The sequence below is a fragment of the Streptomyces sp. NPDC031379 genome, from assembly GCF_055569615.1.
The window spans coordinates 1-17,314 of sequence record NZ_JBVIIT010000028.1; the positions used below are offsets into that span (position 1 = coordinate 1).

Consider the following 17,314-nt stretch of genomic DNA (forward strand, 5'->3'; position numbering starts at 1 on the left):
GGCTGCTCGGCGGTGCCCTCCGAGCGCGGGAAGAACTCGTACCAGGAGCCGTACAGGGCGCGTTCCCGCTCGACCAGCAGCGGCATCGGATCGGACTCGGTGACCAGCTCCCGCAGCGGATACCGGGCGAGGACCGCCTCCACCTCCGGGGCCAGCGCCGCCGCGAGGCGCCAGGCGGCCGGCCGGTTCTTGTCGCGCAGGGCCGCCACCGCGTCCCGCACGACCGGCCGTCGCCCCTCCGGGACTCCGGCGGCCGCACGCTCGTAGAGCAGGGCGCCCTCCGTGAGGACCAGGTCCGTGTCGATGCCCGCCGGGATCTTGATCCGGGCGTGGTGCCGCCAGGTGGTGAGCGGGTCGGACCAGGCCTGCACCGTGTAGGTCCAGCGGCCGGGTTCGCCCGCGGTGACGGTGGCGCCCCAGCGGTCGGTGCCCGGGGCGAGTTCCCGCATCGGCGTCCAGGGGCCGGGCCGGCCCGCCGGATCCCGCAGCACCACGTTCGCCGCGACGGCGTCGTGCCCCTCCCGGAACACGGTGGCGGACACCTCGAACGACTCACCGGTCACCGCTTTGGCGGGCCTGCGCCCGTGCTGGACCACGGGGCGTACGTCGAGGACGGGGATGCGGCCGAGCGTGACGGAGGTGTCCGGGGAGGACCGCTCCGCGGCGGGGGGCGGGCCGGGAACGCCGGCGGCGGGCTGCACCGGTTTCGAGCCCGTTGTCTTCTGTGCCGCTGCCTTGGCCTTGCTGCTTGTCGGGGGTGCTGACGAGTGGTGCGTGGCGGGCATGACCGCTCCTGTCCGCGTCAACGAGGGTGTGGGCGGATGGCTGTGGGGAGGTGGGTCCTGCGGAGGTGCTGGGCTACGCCTGTGGGGTGTGTACCGGAGGAGCCTTCCCACCCTTTTCGGGTGGGCAATCCGGCACTTTGTTAACTACTCACGCGTACGTCCACACACAAGACCGGCCTCTTTTCCGGAGTTCCCGCCGACCGCGTCTTCACGCCGGGGCAACGGCCTTATGATCGACGCCCAAGTGCCGGAACGAGCGCGACGAGGGGGCCAGGGCATGGAGCCGTATGGAGGGGCAGCCTTAGGGGAGGCCGCCGAGGAGCTGGAGTTCCTCGTGGCGGACGACGGCCCGGGAGACGTGCGGGACAAGTCGTTCGGATCGCGCCGTGGCGACGGCGAGGGCCGGGTGAGTCGGCGAACCTTCAAACCGGCCGACCTGAACGCCCAGTTGGCCCGCACGCTCAGCGGACTCCGGGACGCCTTCGACGGGCTCCAGACGGCCGGCCCCGACGGCTGGGCCATCTCCGAGGTGCAGGTGTCCTGCCAGCTCACGGCTTCCGGTCAGGTCGTCGTCGTAGGCGTCGGGGGGCAAGCACAGCGCAGTGGGGCCATCCAGCTGACGCTGCGGCCGGCCGGCGGTGAGCGCTAACGGGGGCGGACCGGGCGGGAGCGCACAGCGGTTCCGTGCGCTGCTGGTGGGCGTGGACCAGTATCGCTTCTTCCGGTCGATGCCGTTCATCACCACGGAACTACGCGCGCTGGCCGAGGCGTTGGAGGGATCCGGATACCAGGAGGCGAACGTCCTGGAGGCCGGGGACCTGCACGTGCAGGCGATCGAGGAGGAGATCGAGCGGTTCGTCCGCGAGGCCGCGCCCGGTGACCATCTCCTGCTGCTGCTGTCCGGGCACGGCCTGCACGCCGACGGATCGGACTTCCTCGTCACCGGGCCGGCCCGGCGCGACTCCCTGCGCTTCCGGAGCCACTGCCTGCGGATCGAGTTCGGTGCGTTCCTCATGGAGTCGGACGCCGCGCAGCTCGTCGTGGCCGTCGACGCCTGCCGGGACCCCATCGAGGCGCTGACGAAATCCGCGGGCGATCCGCGGGACTGGGGCAAGGGCGACACCGGCTACGGCGGCCACGTCGATCCCTGGCGGCCCCGGTACGCGCATGTGTACGCCTGTGCCCGCTACGGCAGGGCGGGCTTCGGCTACGAGAACGAGCCGTCCGCCGAGGGCGCGCTCCCCGGCAAGGACGAGACCAGCGGCTTCTCGTACTTCACCAAGGCCCTCACCGAACTCACGGGTGACGTATCGGCGCCCGGCACGCTGCACGCGCTGGAACCGCTCCTCGACTCCAGGGTCCGTAAGATCGCCCGGGAGGACCGGGGCCCCTCCGACCAGTGCGTCCAGATCACCTACGCCACCGGCACGGACGGCCTGCTGCTGTTCCCCCACCACGGAGCCGCAGCCGGGCGCCGGGCCGGGGAGCACCCCTGGCAGCAGATGGCCGCCGAACACGAGGCATGGCGCCGGGTGCGGCCCGAGAAACTCACCGAGGCCGAGAAGGACACGGCCGTGGACCAGGTGCGGGACGCGGTCGTCCGGCTCGTGGGGCTGTGGGGGCACGACACCGACGACGCGAACGCGTGGCTGGCCGCGCACGGGGACATCTGGCGGCCCGCGGAGAGCGAGAGCCGCATGGAGCGCTGCGTGGAGATGATGCTGCGCAACGCCGCGGGCCCCGCACCCGATCTCAGCCTCACCGAGGCGGCCCTGCTCGTCCTCGGCCCCTTCCTCTACACCGCCTACGGCACCCGGCTCGCCCACCTGGCCCGGCCCGTCCGCCCGTGGACCCTGGAGGACGGGCCGCCCGCCGACGAAAGCTGCGATTTCGCCACCCGCGCGGCCTTCGAACGGTACTGCGCCACGCACCAGGCACTGCGGGACCGCGAGCGACGCGCCCGGCAGCGAGGCCGGGACGCCGAGGCCCGCGCCGTCGCCTGGTGGCTGGCCCGCCAGTGGCTGCTGCGGCTGCCCGGGGCACGACAGGCCGTACGGCGTTCCGGCCTCGCCGGCCTGGAACAGCGGCCCGAGGAAGAGGAGTTCGCACCGCAGCTCGTCCGTCAGGTACTCAGCCCCGCCTGGCTGCGGCGGCTGACCGAACTCATCGGCCTGGACCTGGAGCACGGGCCGACATGGGAGCCGGACACCGTCGCCGCCACCCAGGCCGCCGAACACACCGTCGACTGGAACAGGATCGGCACCCTGCTCACGGTCGCCCACCACATGGCCGTCGACCCGGTGCTGCTGCCCTCCCTGGTCGCCGAGCACCTCGGCATCAGCGATCCCGTCGACGGCACGGCCTTCCGGGAAGCGCTGCGCGGGCTCACCTGGCAGCCCGCCGAACCACGCCGGGTGCTGTCCGCCGAGTGCCCGCACCAGGCCGTCGAACTCGCCCTGCGCCAGCACACCGAGTCCCTCGACCGCACGGTGCACGCCGTGCTGGGGCGTCCCGGGGGCGAACGCGCCGCCGCCTGGGGCACTCCGGCCGGCTTCGGCGCGGGCCGGGTCATGCCCGCCACCGACGACGAGGGCAAACCCCGCTACGAGGCGGCCGACGTACGCTTCCGGCTCGACGGCGACCGCGTCCGGGACCTGCTCATGGGGGAGCAGCTCTACCGGGACCGTACCCTCGCCCTGCGCGAGCTGTACCAGAACGCCCTGGACGCCTGCCGCTACCGGCGGGCCCGCACCGAGCTGTGGAACCGCCACAACCCCGACGAGTACGACGACTGGCGGGGCCGGATCGTCTTCACCCAGGGAGCGGAGAACGGCCGCCCCTTCATCGAGTGCCGCGACAACGGCATCGGCATGGGCCGCCGTGAACTACGCAGGCTGTTCGCCTTCGCGGGCAGCCGGTTCGTGGAGGAACGCGAATTCCTGGCCGAGTGGGCCGAGTGGGACAAGGAGGGGATCCCCTTCCAACCCAACAGCCGGTTCGGTGTCGGCGTGCTCAGCTATTTCATGCTCGCCGACGAGATCCAGGTGACGACCAGCAGGCTGGACAAGCACATGCGGACCGAGGAGCGGCTGATCGTCCACATCGACGGCCCCGGCGCGTTGTTCCGCATCCAGTCCAAGCCGTCGGTGCTGAACTCGGGCACCAAGGTCCGGCTGTATCTGCGCAACCCCGACGAGAAGATCTCCTGCGGTGAGGTGCTGCGGCGCAACCTGTGGGTGTCGGACTTCTCGGTGCGGGTGGAGGAGGAGGGCAAGGAGCCGCTGGCCTGGGAGCCGGGCACGCTCTCGGCATATGTCGGCCCCGACTCCGCGGACGACCCGGGCGGAGCATGGCCGTCCCGGGACGGTGAGCCCGTCCCGGCCCAGGACGCCGGGGACGGCGTCTGGTGGTGCCCCGGCCGAGGGGCGGTCCTGGCCGACGGGCTGTGGGCCGGGGAGGCCCGCTTCGGCGCCGTGGTCAACCTGACCGGCGACCACGCTCCCCGGCTGAGCCTGGACCGGTCGGTCATGATGGACGATCACGAAGAGCACGTGGCAGGGCTGCTCACCGACAAGATCCCCGTACTGTTCGACGAGGGCGGGCAGGTGCTGTCGCTGGAGTGGCTGCGCGCCCTGGTGACCGGCGCATGGCCGGCGGACGGCCGGAGCCTGACACGCCCTCCCCTCGCCACGGAACGGCGGCCCGGAAAACAGGGGCGGCTCGCCGACCGGATCGCCGACTGCGCCGTGGCCCTCGGACACCGATTCCCCGTCCGCACCCGCAGCGGTGAGACGCTCTCCGCGGATGCCGCGGTCGTGGGATGCTGTCCCGCCGACCAGGAACTGGTCGACCGGGTCAGGTCGACCGGCACCTTCGCGGTGATCAACCAGGGCGTCAGCGTGCTCAGCGAATGGCGGGCGAGAGTCTGGGCCGCCGGCACTCCGGCGACCGGAGTGCTCCCCCGTTCCTCGATGCCTGTCGCGCGCCCCACGGACGAGATGCTGCTGGAAGCGGTACCGAGAGGTGACCGGCCGTTGCCGCTGGGCGTGCTCCTCAGCAGTGCGGAAAGGACCGGGCAGACCCTGGCGGACGTGGCCGACCGCTTCCGGGACTTCCGTCTGGTGCCGCCCGACGAGACCGTTCTGCAGCGGACGGCCGATCTCCTCGCCGACGAAGCCGGGTCCTCACCGGACCAGTTGATGCAGCTGGTCAGCCGGGACGGCGACGGCCTGGGCCCCTGGCTCGAACATGGGGAAGAGGTGCCCGTCGCACGGCTGAGCCGGGGCGGGCGCGATCCGCACGCCACCGCGGCCCTGCTCGCCTCGCTGGGATTCCGGGTGCCGGACGACGGAGAACTGAGCGCTCCCCTGGCCATCGACTGGCCACCGGAACCCAGGCACCTGCCCACCCTCGTGCTGCGCGAGCACCTCGATCCGAACCGGGCCGAGCTTCCCCGGGACCGCGCGGTGCCGCCGGCTCATCTCGTCGTCGCCGCCGGTGCGTTCCCCGGACAGCCGGACCGGATCACCGCCACGCTCGCCGAGGCCGGACACCGGCTTCCTCCGCGCCCCGTGCCCCCGCTGGCCGACCCCGTCGACCTCGCGCTCGTCAGCACGGACGGCGATGGTCGGCCGCCCTGGCGCCCCGCCGACCGCGCCGTACCGCTGCACCACCTGCTGACCGTCTCCCAGCGCCACTACGTCGGCATCGAAGAACTGGTGCGGAGACTGGTCGCGCTCGAGATGCCACCGCCTCAGCTGCCCGCCGACGTGGACATCCCCCCGCTCACGCGTCTCGCGAACGCCACCATGTACCAGTACCCGGGCAGCTGGTACGAGAAGAACCGCGTACGGCCCGCCACGATCGTGGAACTGGCCGAGGAGCAGGATCTGCCGGATCCGGAGGTGGCGCGACGGCTGGCCGAACTCGGCTATGCCCTGCACAGCCTGGACGAGCACCCGCTCCGTCCCCGGTGCTATGACGACCTGCTCCTGATGAGCCGGGACCAGGACGGCGAGGAACCCTGGCTGGACGCGGAGCGCCCGGTCCCCTGGCACCACGTCGTGCGGGCCGCGCACGAGCGCAGGGTCACTCACGACGAGGTCGTGGGGATCCTGGTCCGTTACGGCTACCGCACCGCCGCGGAACCGCCCGCCGGGGACTGGCAGCGCGGCGACGAGCCGGCCCTGCTCCGCACCAGCTACGCGCGGGCGGGCGACACCTGGCTCCGGGCGGCCGAAACCGTTCCCCTCACCCACATCCTCCGTACCGCCCACCGTCTGGGCCGTACCGCCTCCGAGGTGGCACACCGCCTCGGCGAGTTCGGACACACTCTTCCCGACGACGTGGAATTCACGGATCCCGCCACACCCTGAGGAGGTCCCCACCGACGCCCGGGTAACCACTACCGTCGAGGGTGACGACGAGACGTACAGCGCCGTGCGTCTCACCCCGCAACGCGTCGAGGTGGCATGTGAAGGCGATCCGTCGGTTCACCGTCCGTCCCGTTCTCCCCGCCCCCCTCCGGCCGCTGAGCGACCTCGCGCGGAATCTGCGCTGGTCCTGGCATGCGGAAACACGCGACCTGTTCCAGTCCGTCGACCCCGAGGCCTGGGCCGCCGCCGCGGGAGACCCGGTGCGGCTGCTGGGCACCGTGCGTCCGGCGCGGCTCGCCGAGCTGGCCGCCGACCGCCGGTTCCGGCGCCGGCTGACCGCGGTCGCCGACGACCTGGACGACTATCTGACCGGTGACCGCTGGTACCAGACCCAGGCCGACGGCCTGCCCGCCGCCGTCGCCTACTTCTCCCCGGAGTTCGGCATCACGGCCGCGCTGCCCCAGTACTCCGGCGGCCTGGGCATCCTCGCCGGCGACCATCTGAAGGCGGCCAGCGATCTGGGCGTGCCGCTGATCGGGGTGGGACTGCTGTACCGGCACGGGTACTTCCGGCAGAGCCTGTCCCGCGACGGCTGGCAGCAGGAGCACTATCCGGTGCTCGACCCCAACGAGCTGCCGGTCACCCAGCTGAAGGACTCCGACGGCTCCCCGGCGCAGGTCTCCCTCGCCCTGCCCGGTGGCAAGGCGCTGCACGCCCGGATCTGGCTGGCGCAGGTGGGCCGGGTGCCGCTGCTGATGCTCGACTCGGACGTGGAGGAGAACGACCTCGGCGAACGCGGGGTCACCGACCGGCTCTACGGCGGCGGCAGCGAACACCGGCTGCTGCAGGAGATGCTGCTCGGTATAGGAGGTGTCCGGGCGGTGCGGACGTACTGCCGGCTCACCGGGCACCCGGAGCCGGAGGTGTTCCACACCAACGAGGGCCACGCGGGCTTCCTCGGGCTCGAGCGGATCGCCGAACTGTGCGTGGACGGCACAAACTTCGACTCGGCACTGGAGGCCGTGCGCGGCGGGACGGTGTTCACCACGCACACCCCGGTCCCGGCCGGGATCGACCGCTTCGACCGGGAGCTGGTCGCCCGGCACTTCGGGGCGGACGCCGAACTTCCGGGCATCGACGTGCACCGGATCCTGGCGCTGGGCATGGAGACGTACCCGGGCGGCGAGCCGAACCTGTTCAACATGGCCGTGATGGGGCTCAGGCTGGCCCAGCGGGCCAACGGGGTGTCGCTGCTGCACGGACGGGTCAGCCGGGAGATGTTCGCCGGGCTGTGGCCGGGATTCGACGCCGAGGAGGTGCCGATCACCTCCGTGACCAACGGGGTGCACGCGCCGACCTGGGTGGCGCCGGAGGTGCTGCGGCTCGGTGCCCGGCAGGTCGGCGTCCAGCGGGCCGAGGACGCGCTGAGCGCCGGCGGCTCCGACCGCTGGGACTCGGTCGCGGACATCCCGGACCAGGAGATCTGGGAGCTGCGCCGCACCCTGCGCGAGCAGCTGGTGCTGGAGGTGCGGCGGCGGCTGCGCGCCTCCTGGCGGCAACGGGGCGCGGGGGACGCCGAGTTGGGGTGGATCGACGGGGTTCTCGACCCGGACGTCCTGACGATCGGGTTCGCCCGGCGCGTGCCGTCGTACAAGCGGCTGACGCTGATGCTGCGGGACCGGGACCGGTTGATGGAGCTGCTGCTGCATCCGGAGCGGCCGCTGCAGATCGTCGTCGCGGGGAAGGCGCATCCGGCGGACGACGGCGGCAAGCGTCTCGTCCAGGAACTGGTGCGGTTCGCGGACGACCCGCGGGTGCGGCACCGGATCGTCTTCCTGCCGGACTACGGCATGGGGATGGCGCAGAAGCTCTACCCGGGCTGCGACGTCTGGCTGAACAACCCCCTGCGCCCGCTGGAGGCGTGCGGCACCTCCGGGATGAAGGCGGCCCTCAACGGATGCCTCAACCTCTCGGTGCTCGACGGCTGGTGGGACGAGTGGTTCCGGCCCGACTTCGGCTGGGCCGTCCCGACCGCGGACGGCGCGGGCACCGACCCCGACCGCCGGGACGACATCGAGGCGGCGGCCCTGTACGACCTGCTGGAGCAGCGGGTGACCCCGCGCTTCTACGAGCGCGGGCGGGGCGCACTGCCCGACCGGTGGATCCAGATGGTCCGGCAGACCCTCACCCTGCTCGGGCCGAAGGTGCTGGCCGGGCGGATGGTCCGGGAGTACGTCGAGCGGCTCTACGGCCCCGCCGCCCAGGCCCACCGCGCGCTGACCCCGGACACCGCGCGGGACCTGGCCCATTGGAAGGCCCGGGTGCGGGGCGCCTGGCACGGGGTGAGCGTCGACCATGTGGAGACCACCGCGACGACGGCCACCGCGGAACTGGGCACGACCGTGTCGCTGCGGGTCCGGGTGGGGCTCGGCGAGCTGACCCCGGACGATGTGGAGGTGCAGGTGGTGTCCGGCCGGGTGGACGCGGAGGACCGCATCACGGACGCCACGATCGTCCCGCTGAAGCCGACCGCCGCCCCCGACCTGGAGGGCCGCCTGCTCTACGAAGGCCCCCTGTCCCTGGACCGCACCGGCCCCTACGGCTACACGGTCCGCATCCTCCCCACCCACCGCCTCCTCGCCTCGAGCGCGGAACTGGGCCTGCTGGCGGTGCCGTCGGAGGACGTGGTGGACGGGGCGGGGGTGCTGCTGCGGTGAGGCGCGGCGGGTGAGGCCCTCTCACGGCGGCTGCCGCGAACCGGTGCCGGGTCACGCCTCCGAGAGGTGCTCGCACAGTTTTCTCAGGACCGTTCCGCAGCGGCGGGCGTAGGCGTGTTGGAGGCCGCGGGTGGCCGGGCCGCCCGCGCGGGCGTACCACTTGGCCGGCTTGCTGAAGGCCGCGACCGTGAGCCATACCGTGCCGTCGCCGGTGCGGTCGACGACGAAGGCCTCCTCGCCGCACTCGGGGTGGCCTTCCAGGGTGCCGTAGGCCCAGCCGGCCCGGCGGGTTTCCTCCACCGTCCAGATGATGCGGCAGGGGGCCTTGACGAGGGCGGCCAGGGTGACCGTGACATCGACGCCGGGGGCCGCGCGCTCGGCGCCGGCGTCGATGCCCACGCCCAGCGCGCGGTGCATCTCCCAGGTCAGGACCGCCTCGGCGGCCCGCCGGAAGACCTCCTGGCCCTCGCCGAGGCGGGTGCGCACCAGCATCGGGCGGAAGCCGGGAGGGCAGAAGGTGAGGTCGTCGCGGGTCGCGCCGACCGGTTCGTAGGTGAAGGGCGCCGAGGACATGGGTCACAAGCGTAGGGCGGTACCCGGGAGGGCTGACTCCCGGGTACCGCCCAAGCTCGAGCCGGTGAGGACTAGCTGACGTTGACCGCCGACCAGGCCGCCGCCACCGCCTTGTACTCGGTGCTGGTGGAGCCGTACAGCGCGGACGCCGCGTTCAGGGTCGCCGTGCGGGCGGCCTTGTAGTTGGTCGTCGACGTCATGTAGGTCGTCAGCGCCTTGTACCAGATCTGCAGCGCCTTGGCGCGGCCGATGCCGGTGACCGTGGAGCCGTTGTACGTCGGCGAGTTGTAGGACACGCCGTTGATCGTCTTCGCGCCGCTGCCCTCGGACAGCAGGTAGAAGAAGTGGTTGGCGACACCGGACGAGTAGTGCACGTCCTTGTTGCCGACGGTGGAGGACCAGTTGTCCGCCGAGCCGCCGTCCTTGCTGGGCTTGTCCATGTAGCGCAGCGGGGTGCCGTCGCCGTTGATGTCGATCTCCTCGCCGATGAGGTAGTCACCGACGTCGTTGGAGTTGCCCGCGAAGAACTCCACACCCGTGCCGAAGATGTCCGAGGTGGCCTCGTTCAGGCCGCCGGACTCGCCCGAGTAGTTCAGGCCGGCGGTGTTGGAGGTGACGCCGTGGCTCATCTCGTGGCCGGCCACGTCCAGCGAGGTGAGGGGGTTCACGTTGCCCTCGCCGTCGCCGTACGTCATGCAGAAGCAGCTGTCGTCCCAGAACGCGTTGACGTAGGCGTTGCCGTAGTGCACGCGGGAGTAGGCGGCCTTGCCGTCGTTCTTGATGCCGCTGCGGCCGAACGTGGACTTGTAGAAGTCCCAGGTCACCTGCGCGCCGTAGGCGGCGTCGACGGCCGCGGTCTGGTCCGCGGTGGAGCTGGAGGCGGCACCGGTGCCCCAGGTGTCGTCCGCGTCGGTGAACAGGGTGCCGGCCGTGGAGCTGGTGCCGTGGGCCTTGTTGTACGTCTTGTGGCCGCCGCGCGTGGTGTCGTACAGCTGGTACGTCGTGCCCGACTTGTAGGTGTTCAGGGTGACCGTGCCGGAGTACAGGCTCTTGCCCGTGCCGGTCTCGATGCCCTGGTACTCGTAGAGCTTCTTGCCGGTGGCGGCGTCGGTGATGACGTGCAGCTGGTTCGGGGTGCCGTCGTCCTGGAAGCCGCCGACGATCGTCTCGAAGGCGAGGACGGGCTTGCCGGAGCCGGCCCAGATCACCTTGCGGGCGCCGTCCGCGGTGGTCTTGGCGGAGCCGAGGGTCTTGGCGGCGGACACCGCCTGCTTCTCGGCCTTGGCGGCGGTGATCTGCGGCTTGAGCGAGGCCACCTTGACGGCCGCCTTGGCCGCCTTGGTGACGCCCTCGGTCTTGCCCGACTTGGCGGTGTGGACGATCAGGTCGCCGCCGAGCACCGGGAGGCCCGCGTAGGTGCGCTCGTAGCGGGTGTGGACGGTGCCGTCGACGTCCTTGACGACGTCCTTGACGACCAGCTTCTCCTTGGCGCCGAGGCCTATCTGCTGCGCGGTCTCGGTCGCGCCGGCCTGGGCCTGCTGGATCAGGGTGGTGCGGGCCGCGGCGGACAGCGTGGTCGGGGCGGCGGCCAAGGGCTTGGCGGCGGCGGACCCGGCCGGGGTCTGGGCGCTGGCACTGGTGGTCAGACCAGTGGTGAGGAGGGCTCCGGCCGCGACAGCGGTGGCGATGGCCAGAGTGGTGCGCTTGTGACGCGCGTAGAGGGGGCTCACGCAAGCTCCTTCTCGTGGGGGAGTCCGGACAGCGTGGGGTTACTGACCGGAGTGTGGCGTTGTGAAGTTGCTGTGCTGCTTGCGGCGGGTGCTGAGAGAGTGACATCAGGGGCGCGTACATGTCAGGACCCTGAAGTGATGTTGGCTGGAAATCGACGACCTGGTAAACATTGCGGGCATGTAAACACGAGCCGTCCGAGGGGGCTGGCCCCTCGGACGGCCTTGTGTTCCCGGGCCTTTGACGTGCGGTTTACGGGAAGGTCAGCTTCCAGCTGTTGATCGTCCCGGTGTCGTACGTGGCCTGATCCTGCACCTTCAATTTCCAGGTTCCGTTGGCCGGTTCGGCGGAGGCGTTGACCGTGTAGGTCTCGTTCACGTCGTCCGCCGAGTCGGAGGAGCTGAAGTTCTTCAGGCGGTACGACGTCCCCGACGGGCCGACGAGATCGATCACCAGGTCACCTCGCCAGGTGTGCGTGATGTCCACGCTCACCTGGAGGTTGCTCGGCGCGTTTCCGCTCCGGCCGGAGACGGTGATGTTCGAGGTGACGGCCGGACCGTTGTCCGGGACGGACACCGGCGAGGTGCTCTCGTACGACGTGCCGCCGCCCCCGCCGCCGCCGGAGCGCGAACCGACCGCCACGGCCGCCCAGGCGTCCTGCACCGCCTTGTACTCGGCGCTGGTGGTGCCGTACAGCTCGCCGGCCGCGGCGAGGGTGCCGGTGCGGGCGCCCGCGTAGTTGGTGGTGGACGTCCACTTGGTGGTCAGCGCCCGGTACCAGATCTGCAGCGCCTTGTCCCGGCCGATGCCGGTGACCGGAAGGTTGTCCGCGGTCGGCGAGTTGTAGCTGACGCCGTTGATGACCTTGGCGCCGCTGCCCTCGCTCAGGAGGTAGAAGAAGTGGTTCGCGGGACCCGACGAGTAGTGCACGTCGACCCCGCCGATGCCCGAGTACCAGTTGTCCTTGGACGCGCCGTCCTTGCTGGGCTTGTCCATGTAGCGCAGCGGGGTGCCGTTGCCGTTGATGTCGATCTTCTCGCCGATGAGGTAGTCACCGACGTCGGTGGAGTTGTTGGCGTAGAACTCCACGCCGGTGCCCATGATGTCGCTGGTCGCCTCGTTCAGGCCGCCGGACTCACCGCTGTAGTTCAGGTTCGCGGTGTTCGAGGTGACGCCGTGGCTCATCTCGTGTCCCGCGACGTCGATCGCGGTCAGCGGCTTGGCGTTGCCGGAACCGTCGCCGTAGGTCATGCAGAAGCAGCTGTCGTCCCAGAACGCGTTCACGTACGAGTTGCCGTAGTGGACGCGCGAGTAGGCGCCGACACCGTTGTTCTTGATGCCGCTGCGGCCGAAGGCGCTCTTGTAGAAGTCCCAGGTGACCGCGGCGCCGTAGTGGGCGTCCGCACCGGCGGTGGCGGCGTTGGAGTTGGTGCCGTTGCCCCAGGTGTCGGAGGACTGCGAGTACAGGGTGCCGGTGCCCGAGGAGCCGTGGTTCAGGTTGTACGTCTTGTGGTTGCCGCGCGCCCCGTCGTTGAGCGTGTACGTCGAGCCCGACTGGGTCGTGGTCAGCGTGACCTGCCCGCTGTACTGGGTGTTGCCGATGCCGTTCTTGATGCCCTGGAACTCGTGGAGCTTCTCGCCGGTGGCCGCGTCGGTGATGACGTGCAGCTGGTTCGGGGTGCCGTCGTCCTGCAGACCGCCGATCACCGTCTCGTACGCCAGCACGGGCTTGCCGCTCGCCGCCCAGACGACCCTGCGCACGGAGTCCGCGGCCGTCTTGGTGCCGCCGAGGGCCTTGGCGCGCTGCACGGCCTGCTTCTCGGCCGCGGCCCTGGAGACGGCCGGGGTGAGCGAGGCGACCTTCAGCGTGGCGTTGGTGGCCCGGACGACGTCCATGGTCTTGCCCGACTTGGTCGTGCCCACGACCAGGTCGCCGCCCAGCACCGGAAGTCCCCCGTACGTCCGCTCGTAGCGGGTGTGCAGCGTGCCGTCGGCGTCCTTCACGACGTCCTTGACGACCAGCGCCTCCTTGCCGCCGAGGCCGATCGATCTGGCGGTGGCCGCCTTCGTGGCGTCGGCGTGGCGTATCAGCTCGGCGCGCTGCGAAGGGGTGAGCTTGAGGGCCACGTGGGCCGGGTTGGCCTTGCCGGCCTGTGGCTGCGCCGGTGCGGCGGTGGCCGCGCCCGCCTGGACGGCGGCGGCGACCAGGGCGGCGACGCCGGCGAGGGCGACCGTGGCGGTGCGTCGGTGCGAGGAGGTGCGGTGCGATGTGTGGGAGGTGCGTCCGCGAGAGGAATTGCTACTCAACACTGACTCCTTCTGCGTGACCGCGGATTGCGCGGCCAGGGGAGACCGGACGGTGGGTTGGGACGTCCGGGCAGATCAGGGCGTTGCGCGGAACCACGTGCAGGTGCGGAGCCGGCTCACGCGCAGCGTGCAGAAGCTGTGGGGTTGCTGTGAGTCGGCCAAGGAAGAGTGACAGGGGATCACCACACCTGTCAGGACCGCGTCACAAACTTGGCCGGAAATGCCCCGTTGACCGGATGTTCATGTTCGGTATGCGGACGGTTGGCTCCCAGGGGCTCCGGCGGACGGTCCCGGCTTCAACGGTGCCGGTCCGCCGCGGCGTCCCCGTGCCACGTGCGCCACAGCGCCGCGTACGCGCCGTCGGCCGCCACCAGCTCCTCGTGCGTGCCCAGTTCGGTGAGGCGGCCGTCCTCCATGACCGCCACCCGGTCCGCGTCGTGGGCGGTGTGGAGGCGGTGGGCGATGGCGATGACCGTGCGGCCCCGCAGCACCGCGGCCAGGGCGCGTTCGGTGTGACGGGCCGTGGTGGGGTCCAGCAGGGCCGTCGCCTCGTCCAGGATCAGGGTGTGCGGGTCCGCCAGTACCACGCGGGCCAGGGCCAGCTGCTGGGCCTGGGAGCCGTCCGTCTCCCGGCCGGCCCCGAGGCGGGTCCCAAGGCCCTCAGGCAGCGCACGGACCCAGTCGTCGGCGCCCACCGCCGTGAGCGCCGCCCACAGGTCGGCGTCCGTGGCGGCCGGTTCGGCGATCAGCAGGTTGTCGCGGACCGTGCCGAGGAAGACATGGTGCTCCTGGGTGACCAGCACCACCTGGCGGCGCAGCAGCTCCGGCTCCAGATCGGCGACGGGCACCCCGCCCACCGTCACCGTGCCGGCCCCCGGCCGGTCGATGCCCGCGAGCAGCCTGCTGAGGGTCGTCTTGCCGGCGCCGGAGGGGCCCACCACCGCGAGCCGCTCCCCGGGACGCACCGTCAGGTCCACCCCGCGCAGCACCTCGCCGCCACGCTCGTAGGAGTACCGGACCCCGCGTACGTCGATCCGGTCGTCCGCCGGCACCGGGGCCCCGTCCCCGGCCTCCCCGCGCGGCGCCCGCGCCAGTCCCTCCACGCGCGCGAACGACGCGCCGCTGCTCTGCAGTTGCTCCACCCGCATCAGGATCTGGTCCAGCGGTTCGGTGAACTGCCGCAGGTACAGCGCCGCGGCCACCACCGCGCCGACCCCGAGCGTGCCCCGCGCGTGCAGCCATCCGCCGAGCAGCAGCACCCCCACCACGGGCACCGTGTACGTCACCTCGACCGCCGGGAAGAACACCGTCCGCAGGAACAGGGTGTGCAAGCGGGTCCGGCGGGACGTCTCCAGCGCGTCCCGGCTCGCCGCGATCCGGCGTTCCCGGAGCCGGAACGCCTCGACGCTCCGGGTCCCGGCCGCCGTCGACGCGACGATCTCCGCGACCTGGGAGGTCGCCGCGCCCTCGGCGAGATAGCCGTCCCTGGCCCGCCGCATGTACCAGCGCAGCGCCAGCCAGATCGGGGTCAGCCCGAGCAGCCCGAACGCCCCGAGCAGCGGGTCCAGCGCGAACACCGCGCCCAGCACGAACAGCGCCTGCACGGTGTTGACCAGCAGATCGGGGCCGACGTCCCGCAGCGTGGTGCCGACGGTCGCCACGTCCGCCGTGCCGCGCGCCGTCAGATCGCCGGTGCCCGCCCGCTCCACCACGGACGCGGGCAGCGTCAGCACCCGTTCGACGTACTCCTCGCGCACCCGGGCCAGCGTCCGCTCCCCGAACCGGTGGCCCACGTACCGTGCCCAGCGGGCCAGCAGCAACTGCGCGAGCGAGCACAGCAGGATCCACAGGGCCAGCCGGTCCACCGTGCCGGCCCCGTGCCCGGCCCGTACCTCGTCGATGATCCGGCCGACCAGCCACGGCCCGACCAGACCCGCCCCAGCCGCCAGCGCGTTCAGCAGCAGCGCGGCGGCGAACGCCCGCCCGTCGGCCCGCACCAGCCGCAGCGCCGCCCGCCGCACCTGAGCCCGGTCGGCGACCGGCAGCAGCCCTTCACCCGTCGTCACCGCACAGCCCCCTCGGTGTCCTCGGTGTCCTCGGCGTCTCGCGCCACCAGTGCCCGGTAGCCCGGCTCACGGGCCAGCAGCCACCGGTGCGGGCCGCTCGCCGCCACCTTGCCCTCGACCAGGAACACGACCGTGTCCGCGCGGTCCAGCACCAGGGGGGACGTGGAGGTCACCACCGTCGTACGCCCCTCCCGCGCCTGGCGGAGCCGCCCCGCGACCGTCGCCTCCGTGTGCGCGTCCAGCGCGGAGGTCGGCTCCACGGCGAGCAGCACCTCGGGATCGGCCAGCAGCGCCCGCACCAGCCGCAGCCGCTGCCGCTGCCCGCCGGACAGGCTGCGGCCCTGCCCGGCCACCGGCGAGTCCGGCCCGTCCGGCAGTCCGCGTACGACGTCCTCGGCGGCGGCCGCGTACAACGCCCGGCCGAGCGCCGCGTCGTCGGCCGGGCGCCCGGCGGCCACGACCTCCCGCAGCGGCCCCGCGAACAGGTCCGCCTCGTGGTCCGCGACCAGGACACGGCCGCGTACGGCGTCCAGCGGCACCGCGTCGAGCCGCACCCCGCCCCAGGTGACGTCGGTCGGCCCGTACCGGCCGAGCCGGTCGACCACGGCGACGGCATCCGCGGGCCGGGCGGCGGCGAGGGCGGTCAGCCGGCCCGGCACCACCCGCACCCCGGACGCGGGATCACGCAGCTCGGCCGGGCCGTCGGGCGGCGGCAGCGTGCCGGTGTCCGGTTCCGGCTCCAGCCGCAGCAGCCGGACGACCCGGCGCGCGGCCACCACACCCCGGTTCAGGTCGTAGGCCATCAGCACCAGGAACGCCACCGGCCCGATCAGCACCGCCACATAGCCGTACACCGACACCAGCTCACCGACGCTGATCTCCCCCTGGGCCGCGAGGCGCGCCGCGAGCCAGGTCACCACCGCCAGGAACAGGGTCGGCAGGCCCACGCCGAGCGCCTGCACCCAGCTGGCCACCGCGCCCACCCGGTAGCCCTGCGCCCGCAGCCGCTGCGAGTCCTGCCGGAAGGCGTCCGCGAACAGACCCTTGCCGCCGAGGCCGTTGAGGACGCGCAGCCCGCCCGCGAGATCGCCGATGCGCGCGGCGAGGATCCCCTGCCGCTCCCGGTACTCGCTCTCCGCGCCCTGCAGACGCAGCGTCAGCGGCCCGGTGAGCAGCGCGATCACCGGCACCCCCAGCAGCACCACCGCGGCGAGCGGCGCCGACACGGTCAGCAGCAGCCCGGCCACCACCGCGTACACCACGACCGAGCCGACGCCCGGCCCGACCACGGTCAGCGCCTGCGCGATGGTCTGCACGTCGCCGACCCCGATCGTCACGACCTCGCCGGCCCCGGCCCGGCGCGGCAGCGCCGCCCCGAGGCGCACCACGTGCCCCACCACCACCTTCACCGTGCGGAAGTTGGCGTCCATCCGGACCCGGGTCATCATCCGGTGCCGCAGGATGCTCAGCCAGGCGTTCACCGACCCGACCACGAACATCACCGCGGTCCACCCGGCCAGCACCCCCGTCCGTCCCGGCACCAGACCGTCGTCCACGGCCCGCGCCAGCATGTACGGCTGCGCAGCCAGCAGCACCATCCACGTACTGCCCAGCAGCGCCCCGGCCGCCGACCGGCCCGGCTGACGCAGCACCAGCCACCACAGATAGCGCCAGCCGCCACGGGTGTCGGGCGTGCCCGGGTCCTCGTAGGCGTCGATCATCCATCCCCCGATCCGTTCGGCCCAGCCGGGAGCGCGTCCTGA

9 protein-coding genes are annotated in these 17,314 nt (G+C 72.2%); 3 read left to right on the forward strand and 6 right to left on the reverse strand.

What is annotated here, in order from left to right; translation table 11 throughout:
* The coding region (locus tag ACZ5CW_RS33510) for a maltotransferase domain-containing protein (RefSeq protein WP_468608116.1) at positions 1 to 785 on the reverse strand (785 nt) is incomplete at its 3' end.
* A 277-nt stretch (positions 786 to 1,062) separates the two neighbouring features.
* Between ACZ5CW_RS33510 and ACZ5CW_RS33515 the strand changes: the two genes are divergently transcribed.
* From ACZ5CW_RS33515 to ACZ5CW_RS33525, 3 genes are all read left to right on the forward strand, one after another.
* The gene (locus tag ACZ5CW_RS33515) at positions 1,063 to 1,434 is read left to right on the forward strand and encodes a Pepco domain-containing protein (protein ID WP_468608118.1); all 372 of its coding nucleotides are present in this window, start codon (positions 1,063 to 1,065) and stop codon (positions 1,432 to 1,434) included.
* Positions 1,435 to 1,486: 52 nt separating this feature from the next.
* Positions 1,487 to 6,160, forward strand: coding sequence for a wHTH domain-containing protein (locus ACZ5CW_RS33520; RefSeq protein ID WP_468608120.1), 4,674 nt, complete (start codon positions 1,487 to 1,489; stop codon positions 6,158 to 6,160).
* A 98-nt stretch (positions 6,161 to 6,258) separates the two neighbouring features.
* Entirely contained in the window at positions 6,259 to 8,877 is a 2,619-nt protein-coding gene (locus ACZ5CW_RS33525; protein WP_468608122.1) for a glycosyltransferase family 1 protein, read from the forward strand.
* Positions 8,878 to 8,928: 51 nt separating this feature from the next.
* Here ACZ5CW_RS33525 and ACZ5CW_RS33530 read toward each other — a convergent pair whose 3' ends face one another.
* From ACZ5CW_RS33530 to ACZ5CW_RS33550, 5 genes are all read right to left on the reverse strand, one after another.
* Positions 8,929 to 9,450 carry a DUF1990 domain-containing protein gene (locus ACZ5CW_RS33530; RefSeq protein ID WP_468608124.1) on the reverse strand — a complete coding sequence of 174 codons (522 nt, stop codon included), beginning with the start codon at positions 9,448 to 9,450 and terminating at the stop codon, positions 8,929 to 8,931.
* A 71-nt stretch (positions 9,451 to 9,521) separates the two neighbouring features.
* Positions 9,522 to 11,180 carry a M4 family metallopeptidase gene (locus ACZ5CW_RS33535; protein WP_468608126.1) on the reverse strand — a complete coding sequence of 553 codons (1,659 nt, stop codon included), beginning with the start codon at positions 11,178 to 11,180 and terminating at the stop codon, positions 9,522 to 9,524.
* A gap of 250 nt (positions 11,181 to 11,430) precedes the next feature.
* The gene (locus ACZ5CW_RS33540; protein WP_468608128.1) at positions 11,431 to 13,485 is read right to left on the reverse strand and encodes a M4 family metallopeptidase; all 2,055 of its coding nucleotides are present in this window, start codon (positions 13,483 to 13,485) and stop codon (positions 11,431 to 11,433) included.
* 296 nt (positions 13,486 to 13,781) lie between these two features.
* Positions 13,782 to 15,551 carry an ABC transporter ATP-binding protein gene (locus ACZ5CW_RS33545; protein ID WP_468608130.1) on the reverse strand — a complete coding sequence of 590 codons (1,770 nt, stop codon included), beginning with the start codon at positions 15,549 to 15,551 and terminating at the stop codon, positions 13,782 to 13,784.
* Positions 15,548 to 17,272 carry an ABC transporter transmembrane domain-containing protein gene (locus ACZ5CW_RS33550; protein WP_468608132.1) on the reverse strand — a complete coding sequence of 575 codons (1,725 nt, stop codon included), beginning with the start codon at positions 17,270 to 17,272 and terminating at the stop codon, positions 15,548 to 15,550. Before ACZ5CW_RS33550 ends, ACZ5CW_RS33545 begins: the two co-directional genes overlap by 4 nt.
* Positions 17,273 to 17,314: the final 42 nt, after the last annotated feature.